At 51.8% G+C, this 16421-nt stretch carries 19 protein-coding genes and 1 pseudogene; 11 read left to right on the top strand and 9 right to left on the bottom strand.

Going from position 1 to position 16421, the window contains the following annotated elements; all coding sequences use genetic code 11:
* Positions 1 to 3: 3 nt before the first annotated feature.
* Positions 4 to 726 carry a response regulator transcription factor gene (locus V7775_RS23750; RefSeq protein WP_335754419.1) on the bottom strand — a complete coding sequence of 241 codons (723 nt, stop codon included), beginning with the start codon at positions 724 to 726 and terminating at the stop codon, positions 4 to 6.
* A 248-nt stretch (positions 727 to 974) separates the two neighbouring features.
* Between V7775_RS23750 and phnD the strand changes: the two genes are divergently transcribed.
* From phnD to V7775_RS23725, 5 genes are all read left to right on the top strand, one after another.
* A complete protein-coding gene (gene phnD, locus V7775_RS23745) occupies positions 975 to 1958 on the top strand; it encodes a phosphate/phosphite/phosphonate ABC transporter substrate-binding protein (RefSeq protein ID WP_443070161.1) in 984 nt (327 codons plus the stop codon).
* A gap of 80 nt (positions 1959 to 2038) precedes the next feature.
* Entirely contained in the window at positions 2039 to 2812 is a 774-nt protein-coding gene (gene phnC / locus V7775_RS23740) for a phosphonate ABC transporter ATP-binding protein (protein WP_335754418.1), read from the top strand.
* Entirely contained in the window at positions 2809 to 3603 is a 795-nt protein-coding gene (gene phnE, locus V7775_RS23735) for a phosphonate ABC transporter, permease protein PhnE (protein WP_335754417.1), read from the top strand. The genes phnC and phnE (V7775_RS23735) overlap by 4 nt, the downstream gene beginning before the upstream one ends.
* Positions 3600 to 4400, top strand: coding sequence for a phosphonate ABC transporter, permease protein PhnE (gene phnE, locus V7775_RS23730; RefSeq protein WP_335754416.1), 801 nt, complete (start codon positions 3600 to 3602; stop codon positions 4398 to 4400). Before phnE (V7775_RS23735) ends, phnE (V7775_RS23730) begins: the two co-directional genes overlap by 4 nt.
* 54 nt (positions 4401 to 4454) lie before the next feature.
* Complete coding sequence (locus V7775_RS23725; protein ID WP_335754436.1) at positions 4455 to 5339, top strand: HAD-IIA family hydrolase; 885 nt, start codon at positions 4455 to 4457, stop codon at positions 5337 to 5339.
* 868 nt (positions 5340 to 6207) lie between these two features.
* Here V7775_RS23725 and V7775_RS23720 read toward each other — a convergent pair.
* From V7775_RS23720 to V7775_RS23700, 5 genes are read right to left on the bottom strand one after another with little or no spacing between them, the layout of a single operon-like run.
* Complete coding sequence (locus V7775_RS23720) at positions 6208 to 6759, bottom strand: DUF3833 domain-containing protein (protein WP_335754415.1); 552 nt, start codon at positions 6757 to 6759, stop codon at positions 6208 to 6210.
* Complete coding sequence (locus V7775_RS23715; protein ID WP_443070160.1) at positions 6756 to 7985, bottom strand: MFS transporter; 1230 nt, start codon at positions 7983 to 7985, stop codon at positions 6756 to 6758. The genes V7775_RS23720 and V7775_RS23715 overlap by 4 nt, the downstream gene beginning before the upstream one ends.
* The gene (locus tag V7775_RS23710) at positions 7982 to 8476 is read right to left on the bottom strand and encodes a hypothetical protein (protein WP_335754414.1); all 495 of its coding nucleotides are present in this window, start codon (positions 8474 to 8476) and stop codon (positions 7982 to 7984) included. Before V7775_RS23710 ends, V7775_RS23715 begins: the two co-directional genes overlap by 4 nt.
* Entirely contained in the window at positions 8469 to 9626 is a 1158-nt protein-coding gene (locus V7775_RS23705) for a cyclopropane-fatty-acyl-phospholipid synthase family protein (RefSeq protein ID WP_335754413.1), read from the bottom strand. Before V7775_RS23705 ends, V7775_RS23710 begins: the two co-directional genes overlap by 8 nt.
* Entirely contained in the window at positions 9565 to 10914 is a 1350-nt protein-coding gene (locus tag V7775_RS23700) for an NAD(P)/FAD-dependent oxidoreductase (RefSeq protein ID WP_335754412.1), read from the bottom strand. Before V7775_RS23700 ends, V7775_RS23705 begins: the two co-directional genes overlap by 62 nt.
* A 123-nt stretch (positions 10915 to 11037) precedes the next feature.
* Here V7775_RS23700 and V7775_RS23695 point away from each other — a divergent pair, with 123 nt between their 5' ends.
* Both V7775_RS23695 and V7775_RS23690 read left to right on the top strand, forming a co-directional pair.
* Positions 11038 to 11805: a DUF1365 domain-containing protein gene (locus V7775_RS23695; protein ID WP_335754411.1), complete on the top strand. Its 768-nt coding sequence runs from the start codon at positions 11038 to 11040 to the stop codon at positions 11803 to 11805.
* A gap of 92 nt (positions 11806 to 11897) precedes the next feature.
* Positions 11898 to 12578: an SDR family NAD(P)-dependent oxidoreductase gene (locus V7775_RS23690; protein ID WP_335754410.1), complete on the top strand. Its 681-nt coding sequence runs from the start codon at positions 11898 to 11900 to the stop codon at positions 12576 to 12578.
* Here the strand turns inward: V7775_RS23690 and V7775_RS23685 are convergent.
* From V7775_RS23685 to V7775_RS23675, 3 genes are all read right to left on the bottom strand, one after another.
* Positions 12541 to 13176 (bottom strand): ChrR family anti-sigma-E factor, encoded by a 636-nt coding sequence (locus V7775_RS23685; protein WP_335754409.1) that lies wholly within the window; start codon positions 13174 to 13176, stop codon positions 12541 to 12543. The two genes, V7775_RS23690 and V7775_RS23685, sit on opposite strands and share 38 nt — an antisense overlap.
* Complete coding sequence (locus tag V7775_RS23680; RefSeq protein ID WP_335754408.1) at positions 13177 to 13866, bottom strand: sigma-70 family RNA polymerase sigma factor; 690 nt, start codon at positions 13864 to 13866, stop codon at positions 13177 to 13179.
* A gap of 127 nt (positions 13867 to 13993) precedes the next feature.
* A complete protein-coding gene (locus tag V7775_RS23675) occupies positions 13994 to 14167 on the bottom strand; it encodes a hypothetical protein (RefSeq protein ID WP_335754439.1) in 174 nt (57 codons plus the stop codon).
* A gap of 119 nt (positions 14168 to 14286) precedes the next feature.
* Between V7775_RS23675 and V7775_RS23670 the strand changes: the two genes are divergently transcribed.
* From V7775_RS23670 to V7775_RS23655, 4 genes and pseudogenes are all read left to right on the top strand, one after another.
* Entirely contained in the window at positions 14287 to 14460 is a 174-nt protein-coding gene (locus tag V7775_RS23670; protein ID WP_335754407.1) for a hypothetical protein, read from the top strand.
* A 42-nt stretch (positions 14461 to 14502) separates the two neighbouring features.
* Positions 14503 to 14718 carry a DUF2805 domain-containing protein gene (locus V7775_RS23665; RefSeq protein ID WP_335754406.1) on the top strand — a complete coding sequence of 72 codons (216 nt, stop codon included), beginning with the start codon at positions 14503 to 14505 and terminating at the stop codon, positions 14716 to 14718.
* Positions 14719 to 14736: 18 nt separating this feature from the next.
* Positions 14737 to 15171: pseudogene (locus V7775_RS23660) on the top strand (deoxyribodipyrimidine photo-lyase); the annotation flags it as partial.
* Positions 15172 to 15318: 147 nt separating this feature from the next.
* Entirely contained in the window at positions 15319 to 16314 is a 996-nt protein-coding gene (locus V7775_RS23655) for an FAD-binding domain-containing protein (protein ID WP_335754434.1), read from the top strand.
* Positions 16315 to 16421 lie beyond the last annotated feature (107 nt).

The following is a 16421-nucleotide window of genomic DNA, read 5'->3' as shown; positions in this document are numbered from 1 at the left end:
TGATCAGATCGCGGTTAGTTTGAAAAAATATCCTTGCGATCGCCGAGTTTGCAGATGCACCGGGCTGGATGGCACCACCTCGATTTTGCGCCTAAGTCGCAAGATCAGCACATCAATAGTACGATCTACATAGCGTTCCATATTGGAGCCTAACTCACTCAGAAGTTCGGGCCGGGAAATGACACGTGATGGATTGCGCACGAAATATTCCAGCAACAAGTATTCGCCGTTTGTCAGCGGAATTTCATGCCCAGATACGTCAAGCAACTGTTTGGTCTGAAAATCCATGCACTTGTCGCCAAATGTGACTGTCTGCTCTGATGTTGAAAGGGTGCTGTTTACACCATGCCCGTAGCGTCGAAGTACAGCGCGAATGCGCGCAATCAATTCACGTGGGTTGAAGGGTTTCATAAGGTAGTCATCTGCACCCGTTTCCAGGCCGATAATTTTGTCGATCTCATCGCCGACACCAGTCAACATCACGACGGGCAAAGAATACCGCTCGCCAAGGCGCACCGCCAGAGTGAGGCCGGACTCTCCACGCAGTCGCAGGTCGATAAGCGCTAGATCAACAGGGGGAGGATCGCCAAGATCTGTAAATTCCGCAATACTTGCGCAAACAATCGGCTCAAAGCCACTTTCCTCAAGAAGCGCTGACAATGTTTCACTGACTTCGCGGTCGTCATCCACAATCGCAATAACAGGTCGTTTTTCTACAATATCCATTTTCCACTCCGACGGCTTCTCTCCACGCGGCATACCTTTGGACGCGTGTCGTAGTTTCTCATTAGAGCAATATTGGATTGAGGGATATGAAATGGGTGTTTGTAATACTTCATTAACGATTTGTAACACTGCGTTAACACAGCGATCCTCGCCTTCCGCACGAGGCCGCCTCTAAGCTCAAGTCTTAATGTTGATGCCTAGGATGGAGGATCCGGTCTGCTGGCGTCAATACGAAAAGGGAGAGAGATATGAAAACGAATATGACTTACGTTGCAATGGCGGCAAGTATTTTGGCATTGGGTTCTGCTACGGCGGTCACCGCCGAAGAATGCAGCCAACGTGGTGCTTTGGATACGTTATATTGTGATGCGAATGGTGATCTGGTAGCAGATACCCCAACCGACCCCGCCAAACTGAATGACCCAAATACGCTGGTTTTTGCGTATACACCCGTTGAAGACCCTGCAGTCTATGCAGATATTTGGGAGCCGTTCATCCAGCATTTGGAGAATGTTACTGGCAAGGATGTGCAATTTTTCGCCGTTCAATCCAATTCTGCTGAGGTCGAGGCCATGCGCTCCGGTCGTCTGCACATCGCCGGATTTTCCACGGGTCCAACACCTTTTGCCGTGAACTTGGCCGGCGCCGTTCCTTTCGCGATTATGGGGGCCGATGATGGAGGTTTTGGCTACCGTCTTCAGGTATTTACGCAAGCCGACTCTGACATTCAAACAGTAGCCGATCTTGCCGGTAAACGGGTTGCGCATACGTCGCCCACATCAAACTCAGGAAACCAAGCGCCACGTGCATTGTTCCCGGGCCTAGGTGTGACTCCGGATGTTGATTACGAAGTCACCTATTCAGGGTCACATGACCAATCCATGCTTGGCGTTGTCGCCGGAGATTACGATGCCGCACCAGTTGCATCCGAAGTTGTGGACCGCATGGCAGAACGTGGCTTGTATGACACTGCAGATGTGCGCAAAATCTGGGAAAGCGATCCGTTTCCAACGACGTCATTCACAGTCGCGCATGACCTTGATCCAGCCCTCGTTGCTAAAATTCACGAAGCTTTCTTCGGCTTTGACTTCGCCGGCACAACGCTTGGCGATGAATTTGATGGGGTCAGCAAATTCATCCCTATCACTTATCAGGATCAGTGGGCTGTTATCCGTGAAATTCAGGCCTCAAACGGTGTGCAATACACGCCACAAGGGCTTGCCGATAACTAGAGCATCCTCCCGGAATGCCGCCCTGACTGAATGGTTGGGGCGGCGTTTCGTTTTATGCAGAAAATGGGCGCGGGGACAAAATGTTAGAAATCAAAAAGTTAGTCAAAAGTTATGGCAAAGGTTCACCGGTCCTAAAGGACTTGGACCTGACTGTTCAGGGCGAACAGGTTATGTCAATAATCGGTTCTTCCGGAGCGGGCAAAAGTACTTTGTTGCGCTGTGTGAACAGGCTGGTAGAGCCGACTTCCGGATCCATCACGCTGAACGGCACTGATATTACCACACTGTCATCACGCGAATTACGGTTTGCGAGACGGCGGGTCGGCATGGTTTTTCAGGGCTACAACCTTGTAGACCGTTTGACCGTCATGGAAAACGTTCAGTCCGGTCGCCTTGGCTACATTTCGACATGGGCCGCCTTGACGCGGCGCTTTCCGAAAGAAGACATTCAGCGCGCCTTTGAATTGATGGAACGCGTTGGCATTGCACAATATGCTAGTAAACGCGCCGATGAGTTGTCGGGAGGCGAACGACAGCGCGTCGGCGTTGTGCGGGCGTTGATGCAACGCCCCGAGATCTTGCTTGCCGATGAGCCGACGGCGTCCTTGGACCCGAAAACATCGGAACAGATTATGGCGCTGCTGCGGGATTTGGCGAGCGAGCTGAACCTACCGGTGATCATCAACATCCACAACGTGAACGAAGCCAAGGAATACAGCGACCGTATTGTCGGGATGCGCTATGGCAGGATCATTTTTGACGATGTGCCCGCCGCACTCGACAATGCCCAGATGGATGAGATCTATTCCGGGACCCCATCCGAGGATCGCAAGGATTTGGGGACAGCCGCATGACAGCCCAACCCGATCATTGGCGAAAGCCACACATGATAAAAACGCCATTGCTGCGCTATGGGATCTATATTGCAGCGCTGGTCTATTTTGTACTTACAATTGCGACCTTGCCAATTGATTGGCAGCGCGCAGCAGAAGGGCTGGAACGTGCTGGCCGCATTTTCAACGGCGCTTTCCCGCCAAACTTTGAACGCTCTGGGTTGTTGATCTCTGGTTTCCTAGAAAGCCTAAAGATCGCCATCCTCGCAAGTACAGGCGGCATGTTGTTGTCCGTGCCATTGGCATTCATGGCCGCGTCAAATATATCGCCCAAACCCATCTACTATTTGGGGCGCGGGACTATCATCATCGCCCGTAGTTTCCACCCGGTGATCGTTGCCATCATCTTTGTTAAGGCGGTCGGTTTTGGTCCCTTGGCGGGTGCATTAACGCTGATAATCTATTCCATCGGCTTTGTCGCCAAGCTGTTAGCCGAACGCATTGAAGAAATTGATTTCGGACAAGTTGAGGCCCTGCGGGCTTCGGGTGCGCCCTTCTTATCAACAATGTTCTATGCAATTTTTCCGCAAATCATGCCGCGTATGATTGGGCTCGGGATGTACCAGCTGGACAGCAACTTACGCGCCTCAGCCGTTGTTGGGATTGTGGGTGCAGGCGGGATCGGTTCGACGTTGGCGAATGCGTTTGGACGCTATGACTACGACTTTGCCCTCGCAATCACCATGGTAATTGTTGGCGCAATCTTGATCTTGGAAGCCGCCAGTGGCGTCATCAGAAAGCAGTTAATATGACCGATCAAAAAATACGCGACAGCTGGGCCCGCTATACGCCGCAGCAGCGCATGAAACGGTACGGATCTTTTCTGGTGGTGTCTTTGATCGTGGTCTGGGCCTTACGCAGCATCGACGTCATCTGGGAATGGTTCTGGGACGCGCCAATACAATTGTTTGATCTGTTCGATCGGATGATCCCACCGGATCCAACCAACCTACCAGCGATCCTTGAGGCAATCTGGCAAACCATCAATATCGCGACCATTGCGACCTTCATTGCCGTGTTCCTGTCTTTGCCCGTCGCCTATATCGCGGCGCAAAACACAACGCCAAACCGGATCACATTGTGGATTGGGAGAATTATTCTGGTGTCGTCGCGTTCCGTAAATACGATCATTTGGGCGCTGTTGTTTGTCGCAATTTTTGGACCAGGTATAATTGCAGGTATAATTGCGATCATGTTTCGCTCCATCGGATTTCTGGGCAAACTGCTGGGTGAAGCGATTGAAGAAATCGACCCGGAGCCCATCGAAGCACTTGAGGCCTGCGGCGCATCGCGTTTCAAAATTGTCCTATACGGCATCGTACCACAAGTAATGCCGACATTCTTTGCGATCTGCATCTTGCGTTGGGATATCAATCTTCGAGAGTCTACGGTCCTGGGCCTTGTTGGTGCAGGCGGTATTGGGATCATCCTCCAAGGGGCAATCGATACATTTCAATGGCCAGAGGTGTCGATGGTCTTGCTTGCAATCCTGGCGCTTGTGATCGGTGGCGAAATAATTTCGACGACGCTTCGCAAGAAGGTCCTGTAGCGCAAAAACATCGCGGGATGTGGTTAATGCAAAGGACTGATGAATATGAATAAAATGCGTACAACACAGACTATATTTGACCGGTATCAAGAGCTGCGCTCGCGCTTTCCGCCGTTGGGTCGTCAACCTAAAACGATCAGTATAGGTTCTTTGCTGGAAATCGCGACCGAAGTCGACGTGTTTGTTTTTGATGCATTTGGCGTGTTGAACGTGGGCGAGACGATGATCCCCGGCGCGGATACACGTCTTGATCAATTACGCGAACGTGGCTGTGCCATTCGCATTCTCACCAATGCCGCAAGCTACGACCGCAGCGGTGCAATAGCCAAGTTCAAGCGCCTCGGGCTCCGCGTTGAGGACGACGAAATCGTCACGAGCCGGGAAGCGGCCCTTCAAAATCTGAGCGGAGGGCATTGGGGTGTTATTGCCGCTGACACTGACCCGCTGAGCGACCTGCCTGACCCCGTGACGCTCCTGAAAGACAACCCTGATGATTATGACAACGTCGATCAATTCCTATTTCTGTCAACTGCGGACTGGACCAACTCGCGGCAACACTTGCTACAAACAGCCATGCAGCGCCGCCCGCGAAAATTACTGATCGGAAACGCGGATCTTGCCGCGCCCCGTGATGGTGGCTTTTCGGCTGAACCGGGTCATTTTGGCCACCAGATTGCGGACTTGGTCCCGGGCTATGTCCAGTTCTTTGGTAAGCCATTCCCCGAAGTCTATGACCTAATCGAAGCGTCACTGCCGACGACGTCACCGGAGCGCATTGCGATGTGCGGTGATACTCTTCACACGGATATACTCGGGGCCGCCGCCCGTGGCTGGCGAACAGTGCTTGTTACCCAAGATGGCTTGTTTGCGGGCCACGATACGCAGCCATTCTCAATACAGTCGAACCTCTTTGCGGATTGGCGGCTCAGTCGAATCTGAACGTCTTCGGACTGGTAGATGTTGTTGGAAGTTCAGATCGGGCAGTCCAGTCGGATTATTTCCAGCTAGTATTCTGTGCAAAAGAACAAAGACAGTGATTTTTTAATGTACCTACTTTTAGAACACAGGATAGGTGGGGTGGATGGTGACGATGTCAGATCATAATGTTCTGTCTTACACTCATCTGCAGGAGGGTGCCTGTTCAATTGTGAATTGCACCTTGAGAATTTGAAGTTGGTGAGAAGTATATTAAATGTCATTTAGCCCTCTCCGGTTTTCAAACCGTCATCAGCCGGCCGCTCCTCTTCTTGCTTGGCTTAGGTCCGCATCACCGGTTTCGATTGCGTTAAAAGACCCACCGAAGGCACTGCAAGAGTTCCGCAAAAGACGCCTGTCAGAAATCCTGTCGAAACAAAGTGTGACACACTCCTGACAAACGAGGCCTATTCAAAAGTCGGCTTTGGCGATTGTGATGAACGATCTCGCGGCCGCCGCGAAGGTCCGGTTGCCTACGCTTGCTCGATTGCATGTCCGGTTGAATAGAGGAGGCCCCCCGTGCATGGCTTCTTGCTAGGCGAAAGCCCCTTCACCTTGTTGATGGAGGATTTCTTTTACTCAATTCCCCTTTTGTGCTAAATATTACCTCCAGGATAAGCCTAACACCTTCTTAGGTTAGGACCCCATTGGTTCCAAAAAAACCTGACGCCGGACAGATACTGATCCGCGCCGCGCCGCGATCCTAATCGGCTTCACAGCTCGTGGGGTCCCCCGTACCGTGGCCGTAGGCTAAGTCCGTTCGGGGAAAAGGGGAAGCACGACCTCAGGCCAGCTTGTCGCAACAAGGCCGCCATTCATCTCCTGGCTCACTTCACTTTTCAAGTGGGCGCATTGTTGCAACTAACTCTGCGACTTTTAAGCCAAATTTACGCATCTCAGATTTGTTCATGATCGCACCATCGGCCGTGAGATACATCCAATCCGTAGCTTGCAAGGTATAGCCCCCTGCGTCTTGGGGAAGAATGATTTCATATGACAGGCGCACGGTCGATCCGGACACAACTCCATGGGCGGTTCCGACCAAATCATCCGCTGCGGCCGTAAAGGTGTTGTCGGGGCCAAGGGTGAGATACCATTTTCGACTCTGAGTTTTGCCGTTGGAATAGGTGAAGTCTTCGGTCAATGTACCTACGTTTCCGTCCCATTCCCCCACCATTTTTGCCACAAAACTATTGGTCATTTTGCCAGTGGGTCCAAAGATCAATCCTTCTGACAAGATTTCCCCAGATAGGTGGGTTCTAAGGTCAAATTGCGGGCCAGTTTCAGCATAATTCGTGGGGGACTGGAATCGAAAACTCAACAGGTAGGTTTTTGCAACCATGACAACAAGAAGGATCAAAAGACAGGCGACAATCAGCTTCATAGCGAAGACCTTTCAGAGGGCAGCGTTAAGGCATAGCCGAAGGCTGCAATTTTGAGGAAACAAGGCAGGATCGCATAGGCGAAAACAAGTACGCCAAGCGCTTCCGGAGAGTTGTCGGCCGCAGGCGCGAAGCCTCGGAATTCTATCATTGGTAAGGCAATTGCTGCGGCCAATGCCAAAGCGAACTTGCCAGCAAAGGACCATATGCCAAAGGCGGTTGCCGCGCTTAGTCCGGCTTTGGTCAATGCGATGCTAAAGAGTACGGGCAAGAGAACCATATCAGCCCCCAGAGCAGCCCCAGACGCTACGCAAATCAAGGCAAAGCCAGCTGCGTTTCCGGGTTCAAGAAATCCCGCCCCGGCAAAGCTGGCAATGGCCAAGGGCATCGCAATCAGCAAGGTGGTCTTGGTGCCGATCTTGCGGCTTAAAATGCTCCATAAGGGCACACTTAGCCCAGCAGCTAAGAAGAAAAGAACCAAAAGTGGTCCGGCCAAATTTGGTAGGGCTAAGTAATCTTGGACATAGAAGAGAAATAAGGTGGAGGTTAAAGCCACTGGCAAGCTGTTCAGCACCGCCAAGATCAACAGTTTGACAGCACCAGCTTGCGACAACCGTGACAAGCTCAGTGGCCGCCCGACAACAACCGGTCCCGCCCAAATCGACTTGGTCACCATAGCAATGGCAATCGCAATCAGGCCCAAGAACCAGCCAAAAGCGGCATACCCTTGGTCAGCGGCCCCCAAACTAATCAGAACACTCGGCGCAATGGCGGCCAAGATGACACCCGCGACCATGCCGCTCTCCCGGAAGGAGGCCAAGACCATCAGGGCGCGCGGCTCTGCCGTTTTAGCCAAGTTTGCGCTGCGCCCGTAAAGCAATATCATGCCAAGGCTGTAGGCAGAGAACAACAGCAACAAGACAAGAACCAACTTTGCCACAACATGGGGGCCATCTTGCAAACCAAACAAGATCGGAAAGCCCACTGCCAAACCTCCGGCAGCAGTTAGGGCGAACCCGGTTTGTGCTTGTGGCCATCGGTCAATGGCCCATCCGATCAACGGGTCTTGGATCAAATCAAACACCCGGATCGCAAGGAGGATTCCCCCTAATGTCGCAAGGCTAATGCCTAGATTGGTCGCGGCAAATTGCGGGAGATGGATGTACAGGGGAATCCCTGCACAGGCCAACATAATAGCATAAAGGCCAACCCTTGGATACAGCATCATTGTCCCAAGAGCGTCCGTGTAAAACGCCGAGAGCGGCTGTCTTCGCCCAAAAATATCGCCATAAAGTGGGCTTTGATATCCTTTTGAGACAGGGTGCAAACAGCGCGTTCATTGCGCCAAAAGGTGAGTTGGTCCAGCCCCTGGCTCACAGCCAAATAGCGATCTCCGGGCGTGACACTTTGGTAGCAGGTTTTTAGCTGCGCGCGGGTTGGTGCCGCATTACCCATGCGTTTCATTTCCCGCAGCGTGCCTTCAATCATATCATTTTGGCTGAGCTTACGTTTGTACGTCAGCTCAAGACCAAAATCCCGGGACCAGTCCAATGGCGTGCCACCTTTGGTAAACAAACGCGCTTCATAGATTTGGAAACCAAGAAATTTAAAGGACGCCTGCCCACGCATTTCTGCACCGGGCAGGGCTTTGGCAACCGGAGTCGCGGCGCCTGTGAGTGGTACCAAACAGAGACAAGCGCTTAGGACCAAGCTACGCATGGGCCAGCTCAACTTGAACAACATTTGTGTGGCCAATTGCAAAGGAGGCCGCGCAAATTTCTAGGTAATACTGCCAGTTGCGAAAGAACGCTTCGTCATGACCTTGTTCAATGATCTTGCGTTTTTGGGCCGCCAGCCGTTGGGCCCAAATTCGGCAGGTCTTAGCGTAATCTTGACCAAAGGCGAAATTGTCTTTGACCTGAAGCCCGGCTGCTTTCGCTTGGTCCGCAATGACTTTATTTGACAATAGCATGCCGCCGGGAAAGACATATTGCCGGATGTAATCGGACGATGTGCGGTAGGTATCAAAAGACTCGTCACGTACCGTGATCGCCTGCAGCATCACGCGGCCGCCCGCCGCCAGATTGTGTTTGAGCGTGTTGAAATAGCTGGGCCAATACGTCTCGCCCACCGCCTCGATCATCTCAATGGATACGATGTTGTCGAATTTGCTTTTCACATCGCGATAGTCGCGCAACTGAATATCAGCCCGCCCATCTAGACGGCAATCGGCATAGCTGTGTTGGTTGCGCGAAATGGTGACACCGGTCACATCACGGCCTTCCATACTGGCATGTTCGGCAAAACCGCCCCAGCCACACCCTATTTCTAAAATCCTTTCTCCACCGTTCAGACGTGACAGTACCCGTTCATTTTTCCGTGTCTGAGCCTGAGAAAGGTCATCACCGTGACCGCCAAAAATGCCTGAAGAATAGGTCATGCCCTCGTCGAGCCAGAGTTGATAAAATTCGTTCCCGACATCGTAGTGAGCGCGAATATTTTTACGTGATCCCCGTTTGGAATTGGAGCGCAGTATCTGATTAACCACGCGAAATCTGGCGCGGTTCAATGTGCTTGCGTGATCATATCTGCCCAAATGGTCACGGTTCAGCAACGCCACCGACATCAAGCCTTCAACTGACGGGGTATCCCAAAGCCCCCGAACATAGGCTTCGCCTAATCCAACTTGACCATGGGCCGCCATAGCGGTGACCGCCGCCCAATCGCGGATATGCATTTCGGCTTCTGGGCCGCTATCCCCAAACTGATACCGGGCACCGTCCGGGGTGCGCAGCGTCAGTTGCCCCTCACGCAGTTGTGCGCAGGTTTCCAGAAACTGGGATGTCATGGCTTTGTTTATCAATGTCATGCTGGGGTCCTTTGGTGGTCAGGGCAGTGGGGGAATTTATCATACGGACAACCCGCATGGCGCTGGCGATACCATCTTCGTGAAAGCCATGGCGATTATAGGCCCCAGCAAACCACGTATTGTTTTGCCCCTGCATAGCACGGATGTCGCGCTGTGCCCGGAGTGCGGCTTTGTCAAAAATAGGGTGAGAAAACTCAACCTGATCGTAAATCTTGGCATCGGGAATGGGGATCGTTGGGTTCAACGTCACAAACAGCGGATCGCTTTCGGGGATGTTTTGCAGTCGGTTCATCCAATAAGTCACCCCAACCCCGCCTTCTTGGCTGCGATACGCCCAGCTTGACCAACATCCACGCCGATTGGGCATTTGCCCCTTATCACAGTGCAAAACAGCTGTGTTCGGTTGATACCGGATCGCGCCCAAGGCAGCCGTTTCCGCAGGATTGGCGTCGTTCCCCAAGATCGCCAGCGCCTGGTCTGAATGACAGGCAAAAACGATCTCATCATAGGTTTCAGCGGGCTGGCCCTGTGCTGTGACACGGCCCCCTTGATCCTGACGCGTCACGTTTTCGATCAGTGTCGCAGTATGAATAGTACATCCGCGTGCAATCAAAGCTGTCTCAAGGCGACGCACATATTCGATGCTGCCGCCTTTAACAGTCCACCACTGGTGTTGGTTGCTACCAGCCAGCAGGCCATGGTTGCGGAAAAAATTTATCAGGGATTTGGCGGGAAAGGCATCCACATCAGCTACGGGTGTCGACCAGATCGCCGCGCACATCGGCATCAGGTAGTTGTCGCGAAACCACTGACCAAGGCCCAGTTCATCAACCAATTCACCAATTGTTTTATCGTCATCGGTCGCGGCGGCTTCGGCTTCTTTGCCAAAGCGCAGGATATCAATGACCATTTTGTAGAACTGGGGTCTGATAAGGTTGAGCTTTTGCGCGGAAATTGCGGCAAGACTGTTGAGCCCATATTCGATTTTACCGTCGTCGATGCTGGCGCAAAAGCTCATTTCGCTTTTCATCACAGGCACGTCTAATTCGTGGAACAATCGGGTCAGATAGGGATAGGTTGCATAGTTGAAAACGATGAATCCCGTGTCGACTGGCTGATCACCGTTTTTGCCCGCCATAGCGGTACGCGCATGCCCCCCTAGACGCGGCGCGGCCTCGTACAATGTTACATCGTGATGCGAGGACAAGTAGTAGGCGGCGGAAAGCCCGGAAATGCCACCTCCAACGATGGCAATCTTGCGGCGCGGGCCTTGGGTTTGATCCAGCATACGGTCCTCGTTTTTAGGTGTGTTTGAGGTAGATACGCGGGGGAACGGCGGGCGGATCACATTTAATTTGGAAAAAGGAACCTTTGTGGTGATCCGGTGGCCCACCTTGTCCGTAATCAAGGTATGATTGAACTTGCCTCAGCCCAAACTTATCACGCGCGCCGTGGCAGTCTTAAGAACGCCTTTCGCTATGGCGTTGACTACGTTTTGACAGACATGACCGCCGGCGCGCCGCCCTTCTTGTCGCGCAATCGCTTCAACCTATTTTCGGTCCACGATCGTCATCATGGCGGGCCACGCGGTCATGGACGTGGAGCCGCGTGGTTTCGAGAAGAACTGAACAAGCGCGGGTTTCCAATCGAAAACGCCCAGCTTTTGCTTTTGGCACAGCCCAGCTTTTTGTGGTTTCAGTTCAACCCAGTGAGCTTTTGGATTGCGATGATCGACGGCAAGCCGCACGCCTTTATCGCCGAGGTGAACAACACCTTTGGCCACCGACATTGTTACTTTTGCGCCCATTCTGATTTTCGCCCCATCAAACGGACAGACGTGATTGAGGCGCAAAAGGTGTTGCATGTTTCGCCCTTTCAACAGGTCAACGGGCAGTACCGGTTCAATTTCGAGATGACAGAACGCGCCTTCAATATCCGTATTTCTTATGAGGACGGGGATCAGGGCGTATTGGCAACACTGAACGGTTTGCGAACCCCGGCAACGTCGGGTGCGTTGGTAAAGGTTGCCCTACGTCGACCGCTTGGAGCAGCGCGGGTGGTGATGCTCATTCATTGGCAAGCCCTAAAACTATGGTTCAAACGCGCGCCGTTTTTGCGCAAACCCAAACCCCCACAGCCCCTTGTATCTGATGGCAAAGCCACGAGCAGCAAAGTATGATCCCCTTCCAAGGCAAAACCTATTGGGTAATCGGGGCCAGCGAAGGCTAGGGCCGCGAGATTGCAAAGAACTTGGTTCAAGCTGGGGCCCATGTGATTGTGTCGGCGCGCTCTGAAACCCGTTTACAAGAATTAGCATCGGAGCTTGGTAACGCAACCGTCCTGCCCATGGACGTCACCGATGCCACCTCGGTTGAACGTGCGGCTCAAACTGTCGGCCCAATTGATGGTGTCATCTACAACGCGGGGGCATATGAGCCTATGCACACCCAAGAATGGGACAGCCAAGCAGCGCTTACTATACTTGATGTGAATTTCAGTGGGGCCTTACGGATCTTGGGCCATGTCGTACCAAAATTCACGGCCAACAATCAGGGCGATATCACCTTGATCGGGTCATTGGCAGGGTATCGCGGGTTGCCTTCTGCAATCGGCTATGGCGCAAGCAAGGCGGCGTTGATTAGTCTTGCCGAGACAATGCGCCAGGACCTGAAGGAGAGCGGTGTGACCGTCCGGATCGTCAATCCTGGGTTCATCAAAACGCGTCTAACTGAGAAAAACAGTTTCGCAATGCCACAACTGATGTCACCGGAAGTAGCTGCAAAACATGTGGTAAAAGCGATGAGGCACAACCGCTTTCGCACCGACTTTCCGCACCCTTTTCATGGGTGCTCAAAACACTTCACCTGTTACCTGACTGGCTCATCTATCGCGGAAGGTAGGCGGACGGCGGGCCTCAAATTCGGAAAAATCGCTGTAACAACCGCGGCATAAAAGCGTTAAACCGCAGGGGCGCATCCGTCGCCGCAAGGCAAATGCATGCTTCTCCCGCATCCGCAATTGGGGTGTGTTCCAAATCTTCGTCAGCAATCTCAACATCACCAATACCAAAGCGCCCAGTTTCATCGCTAAAGCTCCCTTGGAGAACCAAGGTCAGTTCAAGCCCATTATGGCTGTGATCGGGAACAGCCTGACCGGCAGGGATGTACAACAGACGTGTCGATCCGCCGTCGACTTCTGACAAAAGGCATTGTTTGACCCCCATACCAAGTTTTTTCCAGCGCGGCGGCTTCCCTTTCAACGCCTCCATGACGGGGCCGGGATATACACCCTGACGGTCATAGACGGGATCGGGGCGAACAGGTTCATCCAACAGTGCCATTAAATCTGATTTCAAGCCGGCCGAAGTGGCAACGTGATCAGATTGTTCAAGCAAGACGCCCCCGACAGTTTGATGCGCCCCAAGCGCCGCTCTGCAATCCACGCAGAGCGACACATGTGTGGCGACAACCATTGCAAAAGGATGTGGTAGATTGCCAGAGGCGTAGGCCGCCATCATGGCATCTGGAATATGATGTGCGATTGCAGACATTTAACGCAACCCCTTTAACTCTTTTCGCAACCGCTGAAGACCCAGCCGTATGCGTGATTTAACGGTACCAAGCGGCACGCCAGTTTGCGTGCTGATCTCTTGATGTGTGAGGTCACCAATGTAGGCTTTCTCAATCATCTCTCTTTGATCTGGCTGAAGCCGTTCGATGGCGGTCTTTAGCTGCTTTGCTTCTTGGTTCAAGGCTAAGATTTGGGTGACGTCCGGCTCTGAACTGAAATCTTGGGCTAACTCGTCTGGCACTGGCCGATTTTCTTTACGGGCAATATCGATATGCCTGTTGCGCGCAATTTGATAGATCCAAGCCGAGGCCTGTGCCCGATGGGGATCGAACATCGATGCCTTGCGCCAAACAGTCAGCATGACATCTTGAACGATCTCTTCTGCATGAGCAGAACCGGTACCGTTGCGCATCACAAACCCCTTCAGGCGCGGTGCCAAATAATCAAACAACGCACCAAAAGCGGCACGATCACGCTGGTCACGAACTGCAATAAGCCATACCGTCAGCTGAGACGTTTCCTGCTTTTGTTGCGGCACAGTTTTTCCAGTTTTTGATGCCCGCCCATAAGAACGGCTTACAAACGGTCTTTCTAAGGTTCTTGTGATCATACCTGCAATACGGCTGGGCGCAATTTCTGGATCACTGAAATCGGAAAAATTCTTGAACACGTATGCCCGTATTCGTGTTCAAGCGGTTTTATTCTCAAACGTATGAATTTGGCCATTCAGTAAAAAGACAGCTGACTCATGCGTTCCAGTCGCGGTCACGTTCTATCATGCCAAAGCATCGCGCGGATCATCCGGGTCGGCAATCATGTCGAGGTGTTCCCAGTTGTCCGTCCTCGAAACTCAGGCCATCCAAGACGATGCCGATCTTCCCTTCAGATGAATAGTGTCTGCGGGTGGCCCGCTTGATATCTTTGACGGTCTTCTCGTCTGGTTTTTTGCGTGTTCCAGTTGTCTGTCTCATCTTCCACTCCTCGGTGGTTACTGATGAGCCAAGAACACTCTCTTAGCAATTTACCTATTTGGCCCCAAAGCGTTGACGTCCGACAGTTAGGTTTGAACCATTGGGCTGCAGGTGGTCCCGTGGCTGCACCATTAAACGCTGTCAAATCCAAGCTGGCGCAGGCTGGCATTCATCTACATCAACACCAGCGAAACTATGACATCCTAACATGGCCACTCACCACCAAAGGTTTCTTCAAACTCAAAAAGAAGATCCTGAGTATCTTAGCTGATCTTGGCTTTGCAGATCCATAACGCCCACTTGTCTTTAATTGGTATCCCGCTACCTACTTCTTCATGACAAAAACAAACGAACTACTGCCAGAACACGTCAGTGAAATTATTCAAATGGCGCTGTCAGATCACGTCAGTTTTGCCAACATACGGGCGGAATATGGGGTCACCGACAAACAGGTTAAAACCTTGATGCGAGACACGCTTAAAAGCGGTAGCTACAAGGCTTGGCGCAAACGGGTGCGCGATTTTGGTGATCGTAGAGAAATCTATAAATAGACGTTTCCAGATCGCCCCATGTCTCTACCAAAAGTATCAAAGAAACCTAACATTAACATAATGACGCAAGCACCCCGCATAGTTTGGTTTAAACGAGATCTACGGATCAATGACCACGTCCCGTTGTTGGCTGCATCGCAATCAAACGCCCCCATCATACCACTTTACATCGTTGAGCCTGAATATTGGGAACAGCCCTTTGCATCCCGCCGTCATTGGAATTTCATTCACGATAGCCTTTGTGATTTAAACAACGATTTGGCTGAATTAGGCCAACACCTTATTCTCAAGGTTGGCGATGCTTGCGAGGTGATCAAAAAACTTCATTTGGAACATCAAATAAGTGATTTGTACGCCCATGAGGAAACAGGAAATCTATGGACGTTCCAGAGGGATATCGCAGTTCAAAGACTGTGTCTGAACAATCAAATCGCGCTGCACGAGGCCCCCTCAAATGGAGTCGTAAGAAGGTTACGCAATCGCAATGATTGGTCGAAAATTAGAAATACCCGCATGGCCGAGAAAATACTGGCTAAGCCAAAAACGTTAGTTCCATTTCCGTTATGTAAGTCAGATATTTTACCTGAAAAGAATGACCCCATGTTTGGCAGTATGCCTATTGGTAAGGTACAGAAAGGCGGGCGAAAACATGCAGTCGCTGATCTACGCAGCTTTTTAAATCACCGATCCCGCGCATATCTTTATCATATCTCAGCACCTGATTTATCCGAATACCATTGCTCGCGCCTGTCCGCACATCTTGCATGGGGCACCCTCTCGGTTCGCGAAGTTACGCAATCTATTGTCAAACGCCGCTCCCAGTTATCGCCCGATGAGAAGAAAAGTTTTGGTCGCAATCTGACAGCCTTTGGTTCTCGCTTGGCTTGGCGCTGCCATTTCATCCAAAAGATCGAAGACCAGCCAGAGATTGAAACGCACTGTATGCATCCTGCCTTTGAGGGCCTCCGCGTGGACGATCACAACGAGGCACATTTCCAAGCTTGGGCGACAGGTCAGACGGGTTACCCATTCGTTGACGCTTGTATGCGCAATTTGACGGCTGAGGGGTGGATCACCTTCCGCATGAGGGCGATGCTGGTGAGTTTTGCAAGCTATCAACTATGGCTTGATTGGCGTGCCACGGGATATCACCTCGCAGGCCTGTTCACAGATTATGAACCTGGAATCCACTATAGCCAGCTGCAAATGCAATCAGGTGTCACAGGCATCAACGCAATGCGCGTTTATAACCCAATCAAACAATCTATGGAACAAGACCCAACGGGCACCTTCATTCGAAAGTGGGTGCCTGAGCTAAAAAGCGTTCCTGACGAGTTCATTCACGAGCCATGGAAGTATGTAAAGACATTGATCGACGATGGTGGCTTTACACTTGGACAGGGCTATCCCTCACCAATTGTTGATCAAGCTGCATCAGCGAGAAGCGCAAAAGAGAAGATCAGCAACATACGGAATGGTCAGGAATTCCGGCTCGCAGCAAACGCCGTTTTCCTCAAACTGGGAAGTCGGAAATCGGTTTCTAAACGCAAGCAAAGAACTAAACCGAAGGACGACACCCAGTTATCGTTGTTTTAGGACGAATCTCCACATCGGCTTTGTTGCACAAATCGGATGAAGGGCGTTCTCGCCCTTTCCCCAGACGGGCTTAGGCTACTGGCACTGTGACAGGTATGACAAGAGCG

Origin of the sequence: Sulfitobacter sp. (assembly GCF_036960155.1) — a bacterium.
Taxonomy (GTDB): domain Bacteria; phylum Pseudomonadota; class Alphaproteobacteria; order Rhodobacterales; family Rhodobacteraceae; genus Sulfitobacter.
Note: the sequence above shows the minus strand (reverse complement) of the source record. Positions and strands in the feature narration are given on the sequence as shown.